The sequence below is a fragment of the Brotomerdimonas butyrica genome, assembly GCF_025567305.1.
Classification (GTDB): domain Bacteria; phylum Bacillota; class Clostridia; order Peptostreptococcales; family Anaerovoracaceae; genus Lentihominibacter; species Lentihominibacter butyricus.
Genome location: NZ_JAOQJP010000010.1, coordinates 74,834 through 94,398 on the forward strand (window position 1 = coordinate 74,834; position 19,565 = coordinate 94,398).

A 19,565-nucleotide genomic window follows, 5' to 3' on the forward strand; every position below is an offset into this window, starting at 1 on the left:
CGAAGCCTGCAGCATTTTTACCAGACTTTACAGTGATCTGCACGCCGGCAAAGGCAGCTCTACAGACTGTAAAAGTTTGCCATGCTCGTAGCATTGCCTTTTCGTCATGTTTGTGGTAGTATATAGTGATGATTTCATTGAATTTATAAAAAGAGAGGTATGAAATGCAGCAGAATATGATAGATCAGAATATAATAATAACAGAGCCCAGCAGAAACCTCAGAGCACTGGGACGCAATGCACTTACAGGCAAATGGAAGATAGCGATAATGGCATCGGCAGTATGTACGCTGTGCCTTTCGGTACCGCCTGCTATACTTGATGAACTGTTCGGAGTGAACGTCGCTGAGCTTTACTACAATACATTTACCGGCGGATACTACAACTACAATTCGATGTACGACAGCATGCCTGACTATTCATCGCTGAGCAGTATCTATCTGCTTCTCGTGACCGGATCATTCACTCTGGGACTTACGATATTTTTCCTGGCTCTGTTCAGAAAACACGAGGTAGGCGTCAGCGATGTGTTTCTCGGATTTGAGCGTTTCGGAAAGGCTCTCGGTCTTTTCCTTTTCCAGAGTCTGTTCATCGCATTATGGACTATGCTGTTCATAGTGCCGGGAATAATCGCAGCTATAAGATACAGCCAGGCTTTCTATGTGCTTGTCGATGACCCTGAAAAGAGCATCCGGGAGTGCATGAACGAAAGCAAGCGAATGATGCGCGGAAACAAAGCAAAGAGCTTCTGTCTGTCGCTGTCGTTCATAGGATGGATCATTCTTTCGGGCATACCGTCATGGATCCTGGAATCGGTAGCAGGTATAATCGGTCTTCCTGTATTTGCCCAGACGATCGTATCAATAGTGGGTTCGCTGTTCATGGTTCCTGTGATCGTATATATGAACTCGACATTTGCAGGATTTTACGAGATACTTGCAGGTCATCTGATAAAAGAAACGGAGCCGGCTCCTATAGAACCTGAGGCAGTACATTTTGCAGCAGAAGAACACCATTACGACGATGTGGCAGCGGAAAAAACGGTTTATGGTCAGGGAACTGATGTAGCAGCTCAGCAGTTACAGGCAGCTCCTTACGATCAGACACAGCAGCCTCAGATGCAGGATCAGCCGCATCCGGCAGCTTCTGGAGCAGCTGGATATAATGAAGTGCAGAGCGGAGGAAACAGCGGCCACAAAGTGGATGTTTCATCGATCTTCTCGGAAAACGGAAATAAGGATCCGCAGGGGGCGCCAGGCGCACCGGCTGATGAAGATCACGGCGGCAGCGATATCAGGTAATCTGCTGATATCACAGCATAATAACGCATAATAAAAAGACAGCATGAGAGATTTTGTCGTGCTCTCTGTCAGTACAGGCAGGGGGCACATCTTTTCTATGCTGTCTTTTGTTTTTTACATTATCTATCGCTATTTTTTTATAAATGCATCCTTTAACCAGGAATCCGAAGCAAGCTCAGGCCTGATATGGTATTCGTGATCGGCAGGCGCTGCGTCCTGCTGAGTGGTTTCCGCTTCAGTCGGGATCGCGTCCTGCTGCGGGGATTCTTCAGTATGAGCTGTTACTGCGTCCTGCTGAAAAGCTTCGGTCAGTTCTGGTTCTGTATCATGTGTCAGATCCTCGTGATGTGACGGTCCCGCGTGTTCTTCGAAAGCAGCTACCTGATGAAGCTCGGCTTCCTGCCATATCTGATTTTCATGAGTGTCTGGTCCAGCCTGTCTGGGTATGTCAGGGATGTCTGTCTCCGGCTGTGCAGGAATCTCGGCTATGCCGGCATCGGGTCGGGCAGCTTCATCTGTATGTACGGCGTCAGCCGGAGCGGTGTAATACGGATTGTTTTCCGGATGTTCATCGACGTCTGCAGGCTCGGAGTCTGCAGCTTTGCGCGATGTGCCGCTCAGGAACAGGATGATGAAAGCACATGCGGCAAAGAGTATGCCGAAGCCGAAATATATCGACGAGGCTGAAACCACATACTGCATTACCTTGTCTGCCGGGACGGCTGACATCCCTGTATAGGTGTTCACGTAGCTGAGCGAATATCTGACCATGTAGATACCGTAGATCAGAGATACTGCGGAAAACAGGAAAAGTATCACGGAGATCACGATCCCGGATTTTTTCCGCTTCATTTTGTTGTTCATAGGCTGTTCCTCACTTTATAAAAATAAACTTCCGCGTGCCGCAAAGCCTCCGGCATTCACACTCCGTATGCTGTCCCGCATATTATGAATGAGCGGAAAAGGAGGTTTTTATGGACGGCAGAGTAAGAAATCTGTATCCGGGAGGCAACACTCCCGATGGATTCTATTCCTATTATAACTATATATTACCACAAAGGGAAGCAGAAAAAATATTTTGCATAAAAGGCGGCCCGGGCACGGGCAAATCAACGCTTATGAAGAATATCGCGCAGCATTTCATAAAGAAGGGAGAAGACGTGGATCTCATGTGGTGTTCCTCAGATCCGTCTTCTCTTGACGGCGTACTTATAAGAAACCGCAACATCGCTGTCGTAGACGGCACAGCGCCGCATGTGGTAGATCCGAAAAACCCGGGAGCGGTCGATGAGATAGTGAACCTGGGCGATCACTGGGACGAAGACGAGCTGAAGAAGTATCGCGGCGAGATCGTGGAGTGCAGCAGCCATATAAGTGAATTTTTCGGGTATGCATACGGATATCTGAAGTGTGCACAGCAGCAGCAGATATTCATGGGAAATATGCTTGACAGGCTGATACCGCACGACAGGATCAGAGAGCTGAAAAACCGGCTGAAGCTTAATCTTGATGCGGTGACAGTGCTCAAGAGGGCCGAAGGAAAGGCAAAGCGCGACGATGCGCTGGGCAGATACGACTACTGCGGCAGGGTGAAGAGATTTTTCGCGGGAGCGATAACACCTGCAGGGATCAAGAGCAATATCACTTCGGTCGCAAACGGCGCAGGCAGGGTGATAGTACTGGATGTGCCTGTCGGGTTCCGTACCGGCAGACTGCTGAGGCCTGTAGCAGAACGGCTCGCGGACGCCGGACTGGATGTCGAGGAATACTACTGCCCGATGTTTCCGGAGGAGAGACTGGAGCATATCGTGTGTCCGGGCGCTGATATCGCGATCGTTACGAGCAATGATTTCCACACTGTAGGTGCTGATGATTTTGACGGCAGGGTCAGTGTCATAAAGGCTGCACCTGATAAAGATGCGTGGCATGATGAGATGCCGGAGGATATTTTCCGCGATCTCAGGGAGTCGTCGAGAGCGCTGATGATAAAGGCTGTGGAAATGCTGAGAAAAGCGAAGGAGCAGCATGACGTACTGGAAGGGTACTATATATCAGGCATGGACTTTTCGGCAGCTGATGCGATCTGCGAGAAGCTGACAGATAAAATAGAAAATGCAGCGTCGGGCAAGGGTAGTAAAAATACGAACTAGGAAAAAAATTGCTTCATAAACAGGAATTTTTTTTCTTGATGAACTTTATTTCCGGTGGAAAAATACCAGAATAAAAAATAAAAAACAGGAAGAATAAAAAATATGTATTTTTTTCGGCAAAGAAAAACGTTGGAATTTCAATGTTCTTGGGATGTTGAATAAAAAAATACAAAAGTTTTTCGCGAATCGTGCCAGATTGGCACGGAACTTGTTTTATATATAGGCAAATACAGTCAAGCAGCTGAATTAAGATTTCCTGCATCAATCACGCATGTAAATCAAATGCGACTTGAAGCATTCCTGTTAAACGGTGTGAAGACTGTATTCGTGGGGTTTGATTATGCTGAGTATAGGCCTGTACTGCCGCCTGCACAAGGAGCGTTAGTGATCCGTCTCCAATGAAGGATAACAATGCATTCTGGCAAAGGGCAGGCAGGCACTGCAGACTATAAGTATGATCAATAAGAGAGGCCTGCATTACAGATGCAGAGAAGGATACTATGATGTATTACAGACAACAGCGACAATCGCCATGGCAATCGGTGAAGTCGTGTTTACACGGATGGCAAAGGCATCGTGGCTGTTGCATCTGCAGAGCCTGCAGGTCAAACCTGAAAATTAAATCAGAGTCCAATTTCATCCCTTTTAATAAATTCTCGAAACGGTAAAGTGGCGCTAGCCACTTTATTGTTTTTTTTGTACAATGTATAATGGATGTATCAAGATCCAAGTTTAGTGACAGGTGAGGTTTTATTATGGAAAAAAAGAGAAACCTCCTCAGCAAGGTACTGGGAAGAACAGACATAATAGCTATAGGGTTCGGCACGATGGTAGGCTGGAGCTGGGTGATGATGGGACCGATATGGGTGAACGAAGCGGGACTGGTCGGTGCGATAGCCGCATTCATCATAGGCGGTGCGATCATACTCACGATAGGGCTGACATATGGAGAGCTTACAGCTGCACTTCCTCTTGCAGGAGGAGAATTCGTATTCGCCTACAGGGCTATGGGAAACCGGGCTGCGTGGATAGTAGGCTGGATCATGTCCATGGCGTATATAGGTGTGGCGGCCTGGGAGGGCATCGCGCTGGCAACGGCGATGAACTACATGTTCCCTCTTCCTCAGGTGGGCCTGTTGTGGGAGGTGGCAGGATATCAGGTACACATGTCATGGGCACTTGTAGGTATGCTGGGCGCAGTGATCATCACTCTCCTGAATTTTTTCGGAGTCAGGCCGGCTGTACTGTTCCAGGTGATGGCGACGGCGGCGATGATGATAATCGTTCTTTTCATATTTTTTGGCGGTGCAGTATTCGGGAGTGTTGACAATATCGGTGATATGTTCGGATCGTATGGAGGCTTTTCATATGTATTCCTGATGGTGCCGGCGATGCTGATAGGCTTTGACGTCATACCGCAGTCTTCCGAGGAAATGAACATAGAGCCCAGGTATATAGGCAAGATGATACTGGTATGCATCATAGTGAGCATAATATGGTATATCTTGCTGATAACAGGAGTTTCACTTGCGGCTCCTGTGGAGATCAGAGGTTCCGGAGTGATACCTATGGCTGATGTGGCTTCGTACATGTTCAACGGGGATATTTTTTCGGTGATAATTATAGTCGGCGGTATCTTCGGCATACTCACGTCGTGGAACGGCTTTTTCATAGGAGCGACTAGGCTGCTGTTTTCCATGGGCAGAGCCGGGATGCTTCCTGCTGTGTTTGGCAGACTCCATAAAAAATACAGGACGCCTTATGTGGCGATCTTCCTAATTGGGGCAGTGTGTGTGACAGCTCCGCTTCTGGGAATGAATGCACTGGTATGGTTCATGGACACCAGCACATTTTGTGCGCTGATTTCGTATATACTTGTGATAATATCGTTCATAATGCTTAAGAAAAACGAGCCGGAACTGCCGAGGCCATTCAACATAAAAGGAGGAGCAAAGACAGGCATATTCATTCTGGCGATAACTGCAGTCTATCTGGGACTTTACATAAATGCAAACGTCAATCTGTCCGGTGTGAGCCCGGAATTCGTGATAACTGCAGCATGGATGCTGCTCGGATTCGTGATGGTGAAGATGCTGAACAGAAGACGAAAGCCTGTGAGCAGAGAAGAACGGGAGCTTCTGATATTCGGTGAGAAATTCGCCAGAAAGGGAGTGCGAAATGAAAAATAAGATTCTGCAGCATACTTTCCTGATAATCATAATACTGTGTATAGCTGCGATCTGCATATGGGGAGTCAAGAAGAACAGCATAAACATAAATGCTCAGGAGCATTCGAAAATAGAGCTGAACAAGCGTGAGCAGGCGTATATAAAAAGCCATGACGGTATATACATATATGTCGATGAAAACCTGCGGTATCTGATGGGCGACGGTGACGACGGATTCCTGCAGGAATACGTTAAAAATGTTTTCGGTGACGCGGGAACTGATGTGATCCTGACGACTGACGAGGGTTCTGCAGACTGCATGATGGTGGTCGTGACCGATGAGATCCATGCTGATCGTGACATCAGCTACACTTCCGCGCTGTTTCAGCTGGAAGGCACTCTTTTCCTGCGCGACGGAGCAGAATGGTCAGAAGATCCTGACGGTGTAGCGATGAGCGGACGTACTAAAGAAGGCAAAGAAAAAATAAAATATGACGGTAAGAAAATAGATTTCAGCTATGAAGATACCGCTGAAGAAACTGTTGCAGCTGCAAGAGAGAAGGAAGCGGATTTCATACTTGGAGATCTCAGCGCTATAAAAGACGCACTGGGCGGTGACAATGACTACAGTGCGCTTGACCACGCGATATATACGGAAAATGTCTGCATCATCACCGATGAGGGGGACACAGCGGCCTACGGCATACTTGACAAGTGCGTGAATGCAGCGGACAGACATGTCATTTCCTACAGAGCGAGCCAGCGCTGGCTTGACGGAAACGGGCCTGTCTACATGAAAAACAGGAATGAAGATATCTATCTGCTGATACTGGTGATATTCACTGCAGTGCTCGTCGTCTTCTTTATCTATTATCATGCTGACAAGAATCTGTACGATGAGCTGAATCTGAGGATGCAGAAGCTGACAGAAAGCAAAAATGAGCTCAAGACTACATTCAACGGAGTCAACTACTATATGGCGGAGCTCGATCTTGAAGGCGGAATACAGGATATAAACCGGGCGTTTTACAATGCGATACAGGCTGATATCGTAGGCAGGAAGATCTGGAGTGTACTCGATCTCGACGGTGAGAACAGGCAGAAGCTCGAGGATGCTGTAGAGGCGGCTGTAAACGGGCAAAATCATAAAAAGATCGATATCAGCATGCGGCGCAAAGTGCTGGATATCGATATCTTCCCTATAGAGAGCGCATCGGGTTCGGTGGACAAGCTGCTGTTCATGGGCGAGGATGTGACCAACAAGGTGATGGCGGAAAGGCAGCTGCTGCAGGACAATAAGATGATAGCGGTGGGTCAGCTGGCGGCCGGCGTCGCGCATGAGATAAGGAATCCTCTGGGTATAATAAGGAATTACTGCTATGTGCTCAAGAACATGAATGACAATGCAGAGGTAAAGGACAAGGCGATAGAGCATATAGAAAAGGCGGTCGACAATTCAGGCGCGATAATCAACAACCTGCTGAACTTTTCAAGAGCGTCATCAAAAGAAGGTGAGACTATCGATATCGAGGAGCATATCAGATCACTGACGTCGCTCAACCGCAACATCCTGAAAAAGAAAAATATCAATCTGGATATAATATGCAGTGAGTCCGTAAGAACGTTCATACAGGTGGAGTCTCTGGATATGATCCTGATAAATCTGATACAGAATGCCACGGATGCGATGAAAGAAAATGGCAATCTGACGATAAAAGTGTTAAAATATGATGAGACATTCGAGATAGATGTACAGGACACAGGGACCGGTATAGAGGAGGATATCCTGCAGGAGATATTCAATCCGTTCTTCACGACAAAGGGAAACAACAAAGGAAACGGACTGGGACTTTATATCGTATATAATGAGACCGACAAGCTCAACGGGAAGATCGAGGTCCAGAGCAGGGTCGGCGAGGGTTCTGTATTCAGGCTTAATCTGCCTCTCAGGGACAGTTAAGGAAAAGTTAAGGGATGGAGGTCGCAATGGTCAAGGAGAATTTGAGAATACTTGTAGTGGATGATGAAAAGGATTACTGTGAGGTCCTGAAGATGATCCTGGAAAACAACGGGTATGTAGTGGAGACGTGCTTCAACGGGAAAGAGGCACTCGACATACTCGAAGAGCGCAGTTTCGACGTCGTGGTATCGGATCTGAGCATGCCGGTGATGGACGGCTTCGAGCTTCTGAAAAACATCAAGGAGCGCGAATACGATACAGAGGTGCTGATACTGACTGCATTCGGCACTATAGAAAAGGCAGTCGAGACGATGAAAAACGGCGCATATTCGTACGTCACGAAGGGAAGCGATCCTGAGGAGCTTCTGATCGAAGTGCGAAAGATAAGGGATATGCGGGCTGCGGCGATGAAAAACCGCGTGCTCGAAGAACAGGTCAGAGGCGGATATATGCTGCAGAGCCAGAATCCTCAGTACAGACAGATGCTGATGATGGCAGAGAGAGCTGCGGCAAGCGAAGCGAACATACTGATACTCGGCGAGTCCGGCGCGGGAAAGGAAGTGCTGGCCACCTTCATACATGAAAAGAGCAACAGGAAAAATGCCAGCCTGCTGGATCTCAACTGTCAGGCGCTGTCCGATTCGATACTGGAATCCGAGCTCTTCGGACATGAAAAGGGTGCGTTTACGGGAGCGAACCAGAGGCGGATCGGACTGTTCGAGGCGGCTCACGGCGGGACGCTGTTTCTCGATGAGATCGGCGGAGTGTCGATGAACCTGCAGGCAAAGCTGCTCAAAGCCATAGAGAACAAGATGATCTACAGGATGGGGAGCAATACGCCGATAACTGTCGATTTCAGGCTGATAACGGCAACGAACAGGAACCTCAAGGAGGACATGGACAAGGAGCTGTTCAGAGGAGACCTGTTCTACAGGATCAGTACTATAGTGCTGGAGATACCGCCGCTCAGAGAAAGGCCGGAGGACATACCGCTCTTCATAGACTACTTCATGGAGAAGTACGCCAGGGAGATGAAAAAGACGAACATAGAGATGAGCGACAAGGTGAGAAATCTGCTCGTAAACTACGATTACCCGGGCAATGTCAGAGAGCTCAAGAACATAGTGGAAAGGTGCATGGTGCTGTCGGAGCACGGGGAGGTGCGCGAGGAGTATCTGCCGTCGGATATGCTTTCGGAAAGGCCTGTCAGGACTGCCACGAACATTTTCGAGACGGACTACACGGAATCACTCAAGGAGTACAGGAGCAAGGCCGAGAAGATCTATATAGAGGAGCTGCTGTCTAGGTATCCTAACGATCTGAACAAGGTCGCAGAGATCCTCTCGATATCCAGAAGACAGCTTTTCAACAAGCTGGTGGAATTCGGGCTCAAATAGACGGGTGACGGGCATACGTCATCCGCAGCGCGCACAGCGTGCCGCACGCGTCAGACGATCCGTGCATGCCGGAAAACAGACAGCTGCAGCTTTACAAAAAAGAAAAAAGCGGCTTTGCCGCATAAAAAAATCAGAAAAAACCACAGAGCCGGAGCATGATGAAGGTTCTGTTTTTTGTGTCCGCGATGAAGTGTATAAACAGGGGAAAAATGACAATAATACATTTGAGGTGAAGTGTATTATGTTTAGAGATACGAGAAAAAAAGCGCTTCGAAACAGGATAATCTATTGCGCGATAGGGATACTTATCATGGCTTTCGGAGTATGGCTCAATTATCAGAGCGACAGCAGCGACAGTGCGGATGAAGCGGCGGTGAAGACTGCGGAGATCAAGAAGGCGGACGAAAGCGGCAGCGATAAAAAGGACAGCGCTTCGAAGCAGCAGACAGGCACGAAGGAGGAGCCGAAGACATATCTAATAAAAGAAGTTGACGGAGTGGTCAAAGTTTTTGTATGTGATGAAGACGGCAGGAAGGAGCTGTATCTGATCACGTCGATACCGTTCGATCTGCTTTCGGAAAGCGATCAGCAGCTTTTTGTCGACGGGGTCACGATGGAGACGGAGGAAGATCTCGGGGAATTCCTGCAGAACTTTGACAGTTAGGGGGCTTTTGATGAAACAGTTTGCCAGAAAGGGTGCGCTCGTGCTGGGCGGACTTCTTCTTTCGATCATCCTGATAGGACAGATCTTCCCGGGAGAGGACAGCACGGCGGCGGCTCCGGTGGTCGCTGAAAAGGTGCTCGTCCCGGGAGGACAGTCTGTGGGCGTCAAAATGGACGTCAGAGGTGTGCTTATAGTCGGTCTTGAGGAAATCGAGGGCGAGGACGGAACGAAGATGAATCCGGGGCTTCTGAGCGGACTGCAGATAGGTGATATCATCATGACGGTGAACGGGACCGAGGTGTATCGCGCGGACGAGGTCCAGGAGCTGATAAACGAGGCGAAGGGCACTGTCAGGCTCAGGATAAAGAGAAATGAGGAGACTTTGAGCGTCGACATAGATCCGGTGAAATCGAAAAAAGACGGCGTCTACAGGCTGGGTATATGGGTGAAGGACAAAACGGCAGGCATAGGCACGCTTACGTATTACGATCCTGCCGATTCTTCTTTCGGCGCTCTGGGGCACGGGATCGCCGACCCTGAAACGGGTGCTGTGCTTTCTGTCGAAACCGGCCAGCTGCTACAGTCTCAGGTGCAGGAGGTGCGGGAAGGAAAGAGCGGAGAGCCCGGGGAGATAAAGGGCATATTCTATCATTCCGACGATCCGCTGGGAAGTCTTGTAAAGAACAGCAGCTACGGTGTGTTCGGCACTGCGTATCATCCGATAGAAAACCCGATATACACGCAGCCTGTCGCGGTGGGAACGAAGGAGCAGGCTGAACTCGGGAAGGCGTATATCCTGTCTACTCTTTCGAACAATGAGATAAAGCGTTTTGAGATAGAGATCGAAAAGATCGAAAAGCAGGATACTCCGTCGGATAAGAGCATGGTGATAAGAGTGACCGACAGGGAGCTTCTCGAGGAGACCGGGGGCATAGTCCAGGGAATGAGCGGCAGTCCGATAATACAAAACGACAGGATAATCGGAGCTGTTACGCATGTTTTCGTGAATGATCCGCAGCGAGGTTACGGGATATTTATCGAGTGGATGCTGAATGAGTCAGCTTTTGTCGAAAAGTAAAGCAAATTGTATTCATGATACCGTTGATAATTTACATGGTTTGTCTGAAAATGGAAATATAGCAGTGAATAAGTGAAGTACAGCTGCAAGCAGTAACAACCAGGAGGATATGAAAATGAAAAGAATTAAAATCGGTATCGCTGACGACAACAGGGAGTTTTGTGAGATCCTTACGGATTACTTCAGGGACAAGGAAGATATTGATTTGGCTTTCGTTTCTCATGATGGTATAAAAACAGTAGAAAATATCAAAATACATCAGCCGGAGATCCTTATACTCGATATGGTCATGCCCCATCTTGACGGACTGGGCGTTTTGGAAACGATCAACAACCTTGAACTTGAAAAATACCCGAGAACTATCGTTTTATCCGCAGTGGGACAGGAGCCTATAACGCAGAAGGCCATTGGCCTCGGAGCAGAATACTACATAGTTAAGCCGTTCAATCTCGACATACTCATGAAGAGGATAAATCAGCTGTCGGGAGTCGAGGACAAGGGCGAGAGCAAGATGCAGTATGCGCGTGCGATACTCACGGGACAGAAGGATGAGGAAAACAGGAATCTTGAAATAGACATAACGAATATAATACATGAGATAGGCGTTCCTGCGCATATAAAGGGATATCATTATCTGAGAGACGCTATAATAATGGTCGTGGAGGATATAGACCTGCTGGGAGCAGTGACAAAAGAGCTTTATCCTGCCATCGCGAAAGCAAACAACACGACTCCGAGCAGAGTCGAGAGAGCTATCCGACATGCCATCGAAGTCGCATGGAACAGAGGAAAGCTTGAAACGATAGACGCCCTGTTCGGCTACACGGTACAGAACGACAAGGGCAAGCCGACCAATTCGGAATTCATCGCGATCATAGCTGACAAGCTCAGGATAGAAAGACGTGCCAGCTGACATCAGTCAGCCGGCATGCTTTTTCTGTCGAAAACCAGCCGCTTCAGGAGCACGCCTGCGATGCCGGCTGCAGCGGCAAAGCACATCCAGCCCAGGCCGAACGAGCTGAGCGGCATCTCAGATATGAAACCGAGATTTATGATGCCGCTGCTGTGCAGTATTTCCAGAAGGCTTCCTCCCATAGCGCCGAACACTGCGAATTTCACAGTGAAGTCAGATACCCATCTGTCGAACATGGCGAGGATTATCAGCGTCAGAGCTCCCGGATATATGAGGCTGAGCACAGGAGCTGCCAGCATGACGATCTTGTCTATACCGAAGTTGGCGATGACTGCACTGAAGACGCATATGACGATGACGAGCAGCTTATAGCTCAGCTTTCTGCCTGAAAGCGTGCAGAAGTAGTCAGCGCTCGCACTGACGAGTGCGACAGCGGTGGTCAGGCAGGCAAGCGTCACGATGATGCCGAGAAGTATCACTCCCGTGCGGCCCATCAGTGCTTCCGTGATATTCAGTATCAGTTCCGAACGGTTGATCCTGAGATTGTAGATATCAGAGACGGTTGCGCCGAGGTACGTCAGACCGCCGTAAACTATCAGGAGCAGCAGCGCCGCTATGATGCCGGCGTTGCGGACCATCCTGGATTTTATACGGCTCTCGGTGTAGCCTTTTTCGGTAACCGTCTTCACTATTATGATCCCGAAGATCATCGCAGCGAGCACGTCCATGGTCTGGTAACCTGCGTTTATGCCTGATACTATCACGTTGTCCATCATAGACTCTGCCGATATCTCACCTGCAGGATTTACGACTCCGTAGATTATCAGTATGAGAAGTCCTGCAAACAGCGCCGGCGTCAGGAATTTGCCGAGTATATCGACTACTGCGGACTCACGCAGCGTGAGTACCAGCACTATGAGAAAAAATACAGATGTCGATACGGCTGCCGGTATACTGCCGGAGAGCGGCTGGGCGAACATCTCATGCACGGTCGCACCTGTACGCGGAAGCGCTATGCACGGCCCGATGCACAGTATGATCGCAGAGACCATTATCTTTCCAGGAACTGTCCCTATCTTTCCGGTCAGCCTTGATATCTCACCTTCATTTCGGAGAAGAGCGAATATCGCGATCAGCGACAGCCCGATATCAGCCATGTAGTAACATATGAATCCCGGCACCCATTCAGGGCCGGCGCCCATTCCAAGATAAGGCGGGAATATGATGTTTCCTGCGCCGAAAAACATTGAAAAAAGAGCAAGTCCTATAATTATCATGTTTTTAAAGTCGCGTTTCATTTTTTCAGTCCTTTCGATATGCACACGTAAGCATTATGCTATCATATAAACGGGGGAAAAGCAACCGCCCGGCGAACGTCCGGCATCATTCGGCTGTCCGGCATCATTCGGCGTACATCCGGCGAACGTCTTTATTTTGACATTTCTTTGTGATAATATTATTTACGGAAAAACAGCGGTGCATCCGCAGAGGATGCATCGGTCAGGACAGGAGAAACACAGTTATATGAAGCGGTATATTTCATTACATATGATAAGGATGGAGCACCTGAACCATCATGCGAATCTCTATGCCGGCAGAGGCATCGAGTGGATGGTGGAGTCGGCGTTCATGGCAGCGTGCCTGACGCACGGCGACAAGAACGGGCTGCTCTACAAGAACATGCACAGATTTGATTTCAGCAGGTCGGTCGAACCGGGAGACATAGTGAGATACGAAAGCACGGTAGTGCGTGCAGGCAGGACGAGCCTGACGGTCCATGTGGATCTGAAAAACGAACAGACCGGAGATCTTTATGCGGAGGGCTATGCGACATTCGTGACGATCGATCCGGAGACAAAGGCGCCGAAGCCTCACGGCATCGCGCTGGATGAAACGGATGATGAAGAGGAGATGTCATGGCGAAAGGAAGCGGATGCTTTCTTTTAAGCGTGGATCCTGGCTTGGATCTGAGCATGAAGCACATGAAGCGGTGTGAGAAAGAGACAGAACGGAGAAGATGATGAAAAACAAAATACTCGTGATAGGAAAGGAAGGCAGGCTTGCCCGATATACAGCAGATAAAAAGAAGCTGGATGATTACGATATATCTTACGTTCCAGTCGGAGCGACAGCCGGGCAGCTTCTGGATGCCGGAAAAGACGCATCGTACGTTATCGTCGATGCGATCGGGAACGTGCCGGGAGATGTGATAAGGCAGATGCCTGAGCTTAAACTGATACACTCTGAAGGCGTAGGTTATCAGGGCGTGGATATCGATGCGGCCGATGAAAGAGGCATATACGTTTGCAACTGCAAGGGAATGAATGCGGCTGCCGTAGCGGAGCAGGCTGTGCTTCTGATGCTGGGGCTGCTCAGAGATGTTGCCGGCGGAGACCGCAGCGTCAGAGCCGGAGAGCAGATCGCGGTAAAAGAGGCGTACATGATGGCCGGAGATCTCAGGGAGCTCGGTGAATGCAGAGTGGGACTTATAGGTCTCGGGGATATAGGAAAGGCGACGGCCGGTCTGCTTTCAGCGTTCGGTGCCGAGGTCATCTATCACAAACCGCACAGGCTTGCAGAGGCTGATGAAAAGCTATACGGCGTCAGATACATGGAGCTCGACGAGCTGCTGGCGTGCTCGGACATAGTGAGTCTGCATCTGCCGGTCAACGGATCTACGAGATACATGGCAGACAGTGCGTTTTTCGCAAAGATGAAGGACAGCGCATATCTGATAAACACGTCGCGAGGCGAGCTGGTGAACAGCCAGGATATGGTGAAGGCTCTGGAAAACGGCGAGATCGCAGGAGCGGGTCTCGATACCATAGACGGAGAGCCTGTAGCTGCTGACAACGATCTGCTGACGATTTCCGAAGAGGCAGGCAGAAAGCTGCTGCTCAGCTGTCATATCGGAGGGATAACAGGAGCGTCGTTCAGGCGCGGATACGACATGATCTGGTCGGATATAGAGAAGGTGAGAGCCGGAGAAAAGCCGGACAATATCGTCAATCATCCGGAACTGATGGAGCATAAGTGAAAACGAAGTAAACGCGAAAACAGCGAAAATAAAGAGCTGATGAAAAATGATGACGAAGGAGACACAGCAGGAGACATGACAGAGATGACGGAAATAACGGTGAGAAAATACAGAAGTGAAGATGTGAAAGCGATGAATGAGATCTGGAACGAGGTCGTCGAGGACGGTATCGCTTTTCCGCAGGAGGAATGCCTCGACGAGACATCAGGCATGGAGTTTTTCGCAGGCCAGACATACTGTGCGGTCGCGGAAGACAGCCGGACGGGCGAACTGCTGGGGCTTTACATACTGCATCCGAACAATGTCGGCAGATGCGGACATATAAGCAATGCGAGCTATGCAGTGGCATCGCGTGCCAGAGGGATGCACATAGGCGAGAGGCTGGTGACTGACTGTATGCGCCAGGCAAAGCTGCACGGATTTTCGATAATACAGTTCAATGCGGTCGTGGCGACGAATCTCGCGGCAAGACATCTCTATGAGCGCCTCGGTTTCAGGCAGTTAGGCAAGATCCCGGGCGGCTTCCGCATGAAAAACGGGGAGTACGAGGACATCTGCCCTTATTACATAGAAGTGTGAGAGCATGCATATATGCATCGCGTGCCATGCCGTATGTAAAGGCGCAGCGTCATGCAAAGATCAGGGCATTCTAAAGGCCGGCGCTTCAGAACGCCGGCCTGGCTTAACGAATGATGCTATCGTTCACCGCGTATGCATCCTGCACTCAGCAGCATGTCGTCGGCGGGTAATCACTGCAGCCGCAGTCGCAGTCTCCAGGTGCCGGAGGGCGGTGCTGATCGCACCCCTGGTTCGCAGAGCAGCCGCTCTGCTCACCCTGAGGGCCGAAGGCAGCAGCGCTGCTGTCATTTCTCTCAGGAAACAGACCAGGGCATGTCACGACGCCTGAAACGTTTTCCTGCAGAGGAGCTTCAGCGAATCCTGTCGACAGGACGCAGAGCTGTACAGGCACCGTGATCTTCTTCTCGACAGTGATGCAGATCGTGACGATGAGATTTGCAGATATCTCGCCGTTAGGACCCATGCACAGGTCGCGCGTCGCATTGTTCGTAGCCATCCTGCAGCTGAATCCGGCATTCGAAAGCTCCGTGAGACGAGGCATGAATGCGGAGTTCGATGTGCTAGGCATGCAGAGCTCGAAGAAATTGGTAAGTACGAGAGGGCAGGAAGGATTTGCTATGTTGACTTCGGAACAGAGCGTCATCGTGCTTTCACGGCCGCAGCTGTCGCAGATCGCAAGATCGATGTAGATGATGATGTTGCCCCAGATCTTGACATTCTGTGTGCCGAAGATCGGTGTGCCGCCTCCGGTCGAATCGCATTCGCTCGTGTCTGCGAACAGTATCTTCTCGGAAGGGACTCCGTCCGGGCCGACAGTCTCGACAACGCTGTTGCACTCGTTCACGAAATATGCGCCGGAGATACCGGTCTCCATGTCGAGTGTCAGATTGCTGCGGTCCGATGCCTTTGAAGGATCGAAGACCTTTTTGCAGCGGATATCGAGTATCCTGCTGACGGAGCATCCCGGCGGGATCGCAGGTGTGAATTTGAGATTCTGTACAGTCTTCATTCCCTGCATATGGAACCTTACGGCGTCATACACGCTCTGTACGTATATCGGAGTAGCGGTGACGTCATCGAGATTCCCGCTGAAGCTGCAGAGATCGTTGGCTTTGCAGCAGGAATCCCCTGAAGCATTGTTTTGCGGTGTGCAGAAACAGTTCATATTTTACCTCCTTGAATGGTGATTTTAATGTGTTTTTTGTTCAATGGCAGTATATGAAAACAGATGTTTTTGTGTTACAATACATTTTGTATTTAGAAGAAAGGCAGCGTTGATATGGTAAAAACAGTAAAATTAAAATGCGGTACAACGTTAATAATGGACAAGACCGACTACGTTCAGTCGGCAGCCCTGGGCATCTGGGTAAGAACAGGCGCCGCAGATGAAAACGACAGTGTTTCAGGAGTGTCACACTATATCGAACATATGATGTTCAAAGGGACGGACAATCGAACGGCTAAGGAGATCGCGTCTGATGTCGACAAGATCGGAGGCATGTTCAACGCTTTCACGGGAAAGGAAGCGACATGCTACTACATCAAGACGCTGTCATCCAATATATATGCGGGAGCTGAGATCCTGCTCGATATGCTGACAGGTTCGCGCTTCGACCAGGAGGAGATGGACAAGGAGAGAAAGGTCATCTGTGAAGAGATAAAGATGGTCAAGGACAGTCCGGACGACGACGTGTACGATACGATATCGGAGCTCGTGGCAAGCGGCAATCCGCTGGGCAGGAGCATACTCGGCACACCTGAGAGCCTCGCGGGGATCGACCGTGCAAAGCTCACTGCGTATTACAGCGAAAAGTATGCGAGAGACAGCATCGTGATAGCAGTTGCGGGCAATTTCGACGAGGAAAGGATTGCAGAGCTTTTTGAAAGCAGGCTGACTTCGCTCAGAGAGAAGAAAGTGACGCAGGACTTCACGCTGAAGCCTTACAGACAGAGCTTCGACGTAAAGGTGAGGGATATCGAACAGACTCATATCTGCCTTGCGACGCCGGGCATTTCCATGGCGGACGACAAGTACTACGCGTTCGTGCTGATGAACAGCATATTCGGAGGAAGTATGAGTTCGAGACTTTTCCAGAATATAAGAGAAGAAAAGGGTCTGGCTTACACAGTCTGCTCAATGAACGTGTTCTCCAGCTATACGGGCTTTTTCAGCATATATGCCGGAGTGGCGCATGACAAGGCGGAAGCTACTCTCGATGCGGTCAGACATGAGCTCGAGATGCTCAAAAAAGACGGAGTCACTGCCGAAGAGCTGTCTATGGCGAAGGAGCAGGTAAAGAGCTCATATATCTTCGGACTTGAGAACATCAACAGCAGGATGTTTTCGATAGGAAAGAACAAGCTGCTTCTTGACAGGGTGTACTCTCCTGAAGAAGTGCTGAGCGAATTCGACAAGGTGACGCAAGATGATATAAAGCAGGCTGCGGAGATGATCGGCGACTACTCGTCGTACTGCGCAGCGTCTGTTACAGGAACGGATTTTGACCTCGAAAGGCTGATAAAACGATGAAGATAAAGGTAAAGACACTGTCAGGAGAGCTGCCCCGATATGAGACAGAAGGCTCGGCAGGCATGGATATCAGGGCGTACATCGATGAACCGGTCGAGATACTGCCGGGGCGCCGGGCGCTGATACCGACGGGGCTTTTCATGGAGATACCTGCGGGATTCGAAGTGCAGATACGTGCGCGCAGCGGACTTGCCGTGAAACACGGCATAGGGCTGACCAACGGCATAGGCACTATAGACAGCGACTATCGCGGAGAGATCAGAGTCTCGCTGATAAACTGGGGAGATGAAGCTTTCATCGTCAGAAACGGTGACAGGATAGCGCAGATGGTCGTGGCCAGATATGAGAAGGCCGACCTGGAGAAAGCAGAGGTGCTTTCCGAAACGGAGCGCGGTGAAGGCGGCTTCGGACATACAGGCGTATAAATATGGAAATAACGGCGGCTCCGGACATCAGACAAAGATCTGGTATCCGGAGCCGTCTGATAATATTCAGAACAAAATCCGCTCTGCGCCATACTATAATGTTGAGGTGGTGCATATGACAGATTTTCAGATGCTTGAGCATATACAGAGAATGATAAAAGAGATGCCGAGACCACGGCTGCTGTTTCGCAAAGGGCTGACCGTCCGCGGATTTTTCAGGCCCTACATGTCCTTCGCGGATCATACACAGGCAGAGATCTTCAGCAGCACGGATGAGGTCACTCCGGTCACGGTCAGGTTCGCATCGATGTTCGGGCAGAAGGGGACGGCTGACACTGTCCGGAATATAAAAGGAATGAGCGTCAAATTCCATGGCAGCGAAGAGTACGACATGGTCTGTCAGAGCATACCTGTATTTTTCATCGATGAAAAGCAGAAGCTGCCGGATCTCATAAGGGCGTTCACACGCAGTGAGCACTGTGACGGCCTGAACAGCAGAAGGTTCTGGGAGTTTGTCGCGGAAAATCCGGAGTCTCTGCACTGCGCGCTGAGGCTGTTTTCGTACGAAGGCATCGCTGGAACGTTTATAAACGTAAAATGGTTTTCTGTAAACACAACTGTCTGGGAAAACGCTTCAGGTGAAAAGTGCTTCGTGAGGTACCGATGGATCCCGTCATGCCCTGCAGCAGGCAGTGGAGAGGATGTAACGGCATCGCGGGAAAAGGTGAACGACCGGATAACCGCTGAATTCATGGCTGGATTCGACTGTGACACGGCATTCAAAGAGCTGGCTTCCGACATTTCAGCAGGCCGCTTCCCGTCCTTCGATCTTTATGTGCAGATGATACCCGAAGATGAGTTCGACCCGGAGGAGCATCCGAAGCACACTGCAGAATGGGACGAAGAAACAGCGCAGTTTGTCCTGGCAGGTGTGATGCGCATCACAGGGCTCACTGATGATCGTGAAAACATACAGGATCTGACGAGCTTCATACCCGGCAGACCGGTAAAAGGCATAGAGCTTTACAGAGACGGCCTCGAAGAGATCATGGATTTCCTGTACAGGACAGAGGCCATGGAAAGGGGGAGCTCATATTGAAGGAAATGCTGCAGGCGAGCAGCTTTTACAGAGCGATGACTGCCGCGCAGCGTCAGGATCTCGAGGAGGCGGTAGCAGAGGATATCTTTTTTCTCGACAGCAGACTGCAGGAAAGGATCACGGCGCTGATCAGCGAGGCAGACGTGCAGCTGGCGGAAAACATAAGGCGCAGAAACGACTTTACAACATAGCCTGCCGGATAGTATTATATATACTGGAAAAGCAGGATCTGAGAGGGCTCATGCACGCGCCGGACATCGATGG

The 19,565-nt window shown here is 49.8% G+C and carries 19 protein-coding genes; 16 read left to right on the forward strand and 3 right to left on the reverse strand.

What is annotated here, in order from left to right:
• The first annotated feature begins 164 nt into the window (after positions 1 to 164).
• Positions 165 to 1,301, forward strand: coding sequence for a DUF975 family protein (locus tag OCV59_RS08215; RefSeq protein ID WP_147594011.1), 1,137 nt, complete (start codon positions 165 to 167; stop codon positions 1,299 to 1,301).
• Positions 1,302 to 1,430: 129 nt separating this feature from the next.
• Here the strand turns inward: OCV59_RS08215 and OCV59_RS08220 are convergent, their stop codons facing one another.
• The gene (locus OCV59_RS08220) at positions 1,431 to 2,165 is read right to left on the reverse strand and encodes an OST5 family protein (RefSeq protein WP_147594012.1); all 735 of its coding nucleotides are present in this window, start codon (positions 2,163 to 2,165) and stop codon (positions 1,431 to 1,433) included.
• A gap of 110 nt (positions 2,166 to 2,275) precedes the next feature.
• On the opposite strand from OCV59_RS08220, the gene OCV59_RS08225 reads away from it, so the two are divergent.
• The 8 genes from OCV59_RS08225 to spo0A all read left to right on the forward strand — a co-directional run bounded on the left by OCV59_RS08225 (position 2,276) and on the right by spo0A (position 11,631).
• The gene (locus OCV59_RS08225) at positions 2,276 to 3,451 is read left to right on the forward strand and encodes a hypothetical protein (RefSeq protein WP_147594013.1); all 1,176 of its coding nucleotides are present in this window, start codon (positions 2,276 to 2,278) and stop codon (positions 3,449 to 3,451) included.
• 454 nt (positions 3,452 to 3,905) lie between these two features.
• Positions 3,906 to 4,073, forward strand: coding sequence for a hypothetical protein (locus OCV59_RS08230; protein ID WP_262584231.1), 168 nt, complete (start codon positions 3,906 to 3,908; stop codon positions 4,071 to 4,073).
• Between the two features lie 133 nt (positions 4,074 to 4,206).
• Complete coding sequence (locus OCV59_RS08235) at positions 4,207 to 5,640, forward strand: APC family permease (RefSeq protein WP_147594014.1); 1,434 nt, start codon at positions 4,207 to 4,209, stop codon at positions 5,638 to 5,640.
• A complete protein-coding gene (locus OCV59_RS08240) occupies positions 5,630 to 7,579 on the forward strand; it encodes a two-component system sensor histidine kinase NtrB (RefSeq protein WP_147594015.1) in 1,950 nt (649 codons plus the stop codon). The genes OCV59_RS08235 and OCV59_RS08240 overlap by 11 nt, the downstream gene beginning before the upstream one ends.
• Before the next feature lie 26 nt (positions 7,580 to 7,605).
• Positions 7,606 to 8,976, forward strand: coding sequence for a sigma-54-dependent transcriptional regulator (locus OCV59_RS08245; RefSeq protein ID WP_147594016.1), 1,371 nt, complete (start codon positions 7,606 to 7,608; stop codon positions 8,974 to 8,976).
• A 241-nt stretch (positions 8,977 to 9,217) separates the two neighbouring features.
• Positions 9,218 to 9,640, forward strand: coding sequence for a hypothetical protein (locus OCV59_RS08250; protein WP_147594017.1), 423 nt, complete (start codon positions 9,218 to 9,220; stop codon positions 9,638 to 9,640).
• A 10-nt stretch (positions 9,641 to 9,650) separates the two neighbouring features.
• The gene (gene spoIVB, locus OCV59_RS08255; RefSeq protein WP_147594018.1) at positions 9,651 to 10,718 is read left to right on the forward strand and encodes a SpoIVB peptidase; all 1,068 of its coding nucleotides are present in this window, start codon (positions 9,651 to 9,653) and stop codon (positions 10,716 to 10,718) included.
• Positions 10,719 to 10,827: 109 nt separating this feature from the next.
• Entirely contained in the window at positions 10,828 to 11,631 is an 804-nt protein-coding gene (gene spo0A, locus OCV59_RS08260) for a sporulation transcription factor Spo0A (protein ID WP_147594019.1), read from the forward strand.
• A 2-nt stretch (positions 11,632 to 11,633) separates the two neighbouring features.
• Here the strand turns inward: spo0A and brnQ are convergent, their stop codons facing one another.
• Positions 11,634 to 12,929, reverse strand: a complete 1,296-nt coding sequence (brnQ, locus tag OCV59_RS08265) for a branched-chain amino acid transport system II carrier protein (RefSeq protein ID WP_147594020.1) — start codon at positions 12,927 to 12,929, stop codon at positions 11,634 to 11,636.
• A 226-nt stretch (positions 12,930 to 13,155) separates the two neighbouring features.
• On the opposite strand from brnQ, the gene OCV59_RS08270 reads away from it, so the two are divergent.
• The 3 genes from OCV59_RS08270 (at position 13,156) to OCV59_RS08280 (ending at position 15,247) form a co-directional block, all read left to right on the forward strand.
• A complete protein-coding gene (locus tag OCV59_RS08270; protein WP_262584233.1) occupies positions 13,156 to 13,578 on the forward strand; it encodes an acyl-CoA thioesterase in 423 nt (140 codons plus the stop codon).
• Between the two features lie 73 nt (positions 13,579 to 13,651).
• Positions 13,652 to 14,668: a 2-hydroxyacid dehydrogenase gene (locus tag OCV59_RS08275; protein WP_262584234.1), complete on the forward strand. Its 1,017-nt coding sequence runs from the start codon at positions 13,652 to 13,654 to the stop codon at positions 14,666 to 14,668.
• A 39-nt stretch (positions 14,669 to 14,707) separates the two neighbouring features.
• Positions 14,708 to 15,247, forward strand: a complete 540-nt coding sequence (locus tag OCV59_RS08280; protein WP_262584235.1) for a GNAT family N-acetyltransferase — start codon at positions 14,708 to 14,710, stop codon at positions 15,245 to 15,247.
• Positions 15,248 to 15,392: 145 nt separating this feature from the next.
• Here OCV59_RS08280 and OCV59_RS08285 read toward each other — a convergent pair whose 3' ends face one another.
• Positions 15,393 to 16,412, reverse strand: a complete 1,020-nt coding sequence (locus OCV59_RS08285; RefSeq protein WP_147594023.1) for a hypothetical protein — start codon at positions 16,410 to 16,412, stop codon at positions 15,393 to 15,395.
• Positions 16,413 to 16,526: 114 nt separating this feature from the next.
• On the opposite strand from OCV59_RS08285, the gene OCV59_RS08290 reads away from it, so the two are divergent.
• From OCV59_RS08290 to OCV59_RS08305, 4 genes are all read left to right on the forward strand, one after another.
• Positions 16,527 to 17,777 (forward strand): M16 family metallopeptidase, encoded by a 1,251-nt coding sequence (locus OCV59_RS08290; RefSeq protein ID WP_147594024.1) that lies wholly within the window; start codon positions 16,527 to 16,529, stop codon positions 17,775 to 17,777.
• Positions 17,774 to 18,202 (forward strand): dUTP diphosphatase, encoded by a 429-nt coding sequence (dut, locus tag OCV59_RS08295; RefSeq protein WP_147594025.1) that lies wholly within the window; start codon positions 17,774 to 17,776, stop codon positions 18,200 to 18,202. Before OCV59_RS08290 ends, dut begins: the two co-directional genes overlap by 4 nt.
• Positions 18,203 to 18,317: 115 nt before the next feature.
• The gene (locus tag OCV59_RS08300) at positions 18,318 to 19,301 is read left to right on the forward strand and encodes a catalase (protein ID WP_262584236.1); all 984 of its coding nucleotides are present in this window, start codon (positions 18,318 to 18,320) and stop codon (positions 19,299 to 19,301) included.
• Positions 19,298 to 19,492, forward strand: a complete 195-nt coding sequence (locus tag OCV59_RS08305; RefSeq protein WP_147594027.1) for a catalase-related domain-containing protein — start codon at positions 19,298 to 19,300, stop codon at positions 19,490 to 19,492. The genes OCV59_RS08300 and OCV59_RS08305 overlap by 4 nt, the downstream gene beginning before the upstream one ends.
• The last annotated feature ends 73 nt before the right edge of the window (positions 19,493 to 19,565 follow it).

Coding starts and splice junctions, on each gene's coding strand:
- OCV59_RS08215 (WP_147594011.1), top strand. CDS start 165: ATGCAGCAGAATATGATAGATCAGAATATAATAATAACAGAGCCCAGC.
- OCV59_RS08220 (WP_147594012.1), bottom strand. CDS start 2,165: ATGAACAACAAAATGAAGCGGAAAAAATCCGGGATCGTGATCTCCGTG.
- OCV59_RS08225 (WP_147594013.1), top strand. CDS start 2,276: ATGGACGGCAGAGTAAGAAATCTGTATCCGGGAGGCAACACTCCCGAT.
- OCV59_RS08230 (WP_262584231.1), top strand. CDS start 3,906: ATGATCAATAAGAGAGGCCTGCATTACAGATGCAGAGAAGGATACTAT.
- OCV59_RS08235 (WP_147594014.1), top strand. CDS start 4,207: ATGGAAAAAAAGAGAAACCTCCTCAGCAAGGTACTGGGAAGAACAGAC.
- OCV59_RS08240 (WP_147594015.1), top strand. CDS start 5,630: ATGAAAAATAAGATTCTGCAGCATACTTTCCTGATAATCATAATACTG.
- OCV59_RS08245 (WP_147594016.1), top strand. CDS start 7,606: ATGGTCAAGGAGAATTTGAGAATACTTGTAGTGGATGATGAAAAGGAT.
- OCV59_RS08250 (WP_147594017.1), top strand. CDS start 9,218: ATGTTTAGAGATACGAGAAAAAAAGCGCTTCGAAACAGGATAATCTAT.
- spoIVB (WP_147594018.1), top strand. CDS start 9,651: ATGAAACAGTTTGCCAGAAAGGGTGCGCTCGTGCTGGGCGGACTTCTT.
- spo0A (WP_147594019.1), top strand. CDS start 10,828: ATGAAAATGAAAAGAATTAAAATCGGTATCGCTGACGACAACAGGGAG.
- brnQ (WP_147594020.1), bottom strand. CDS start 12,929: ATGAAACGCGACTTTAAAAACATGATAATTATAGGACTTGCTCTTTTT.
- OCV59_RS08270 (WP_262584233.1), top strand. CDS start 13,156: ATGAAGCGGTATATTTCATTACATATGATAAGGATGGAGCACCTGAAC.
- OCV59_RS08275 (WP_262584234.1), top strand. CDS start 13,652: ATGAAAAACAAAATACTCGTGATAGGAAAGGAAGGCAGGCTTGCCCGA.
- OCV59_RS08280 (WP_262584235.1), top strand. CDS start 14,708: ATGAAAAATGATGACGAAGGAGACACAGCAGGAGACATGACAGAGATG.
- OCV59_RS08285 (WP_147594023.1), bottom strand. CDS start 16,412: ATGAACTGTTTCTGCACACCGCAAAACAATGCTTCAGGGGATTCCTGC.
- OCV59_RS08290 (WP_147594024.1), top strand. CDS start 16,527: ATGGTAAAAACAGTAAAATTAAAATGCGGTACAACGTTAATAATGGAC.
- dut (WP_147594025.1), top strand. CDS start 17,774: ATGAAGATAAAGGTAAAGACACTGTCAGGAGAGCTGCCCCGATATGAG.
- OCV59_RS08300 (WP_262584236.1), top strand. CDS start 18,318: ATGACAGATTTTCAGATGCTTGAGCATATACAGAGAATGATAAAAGAG.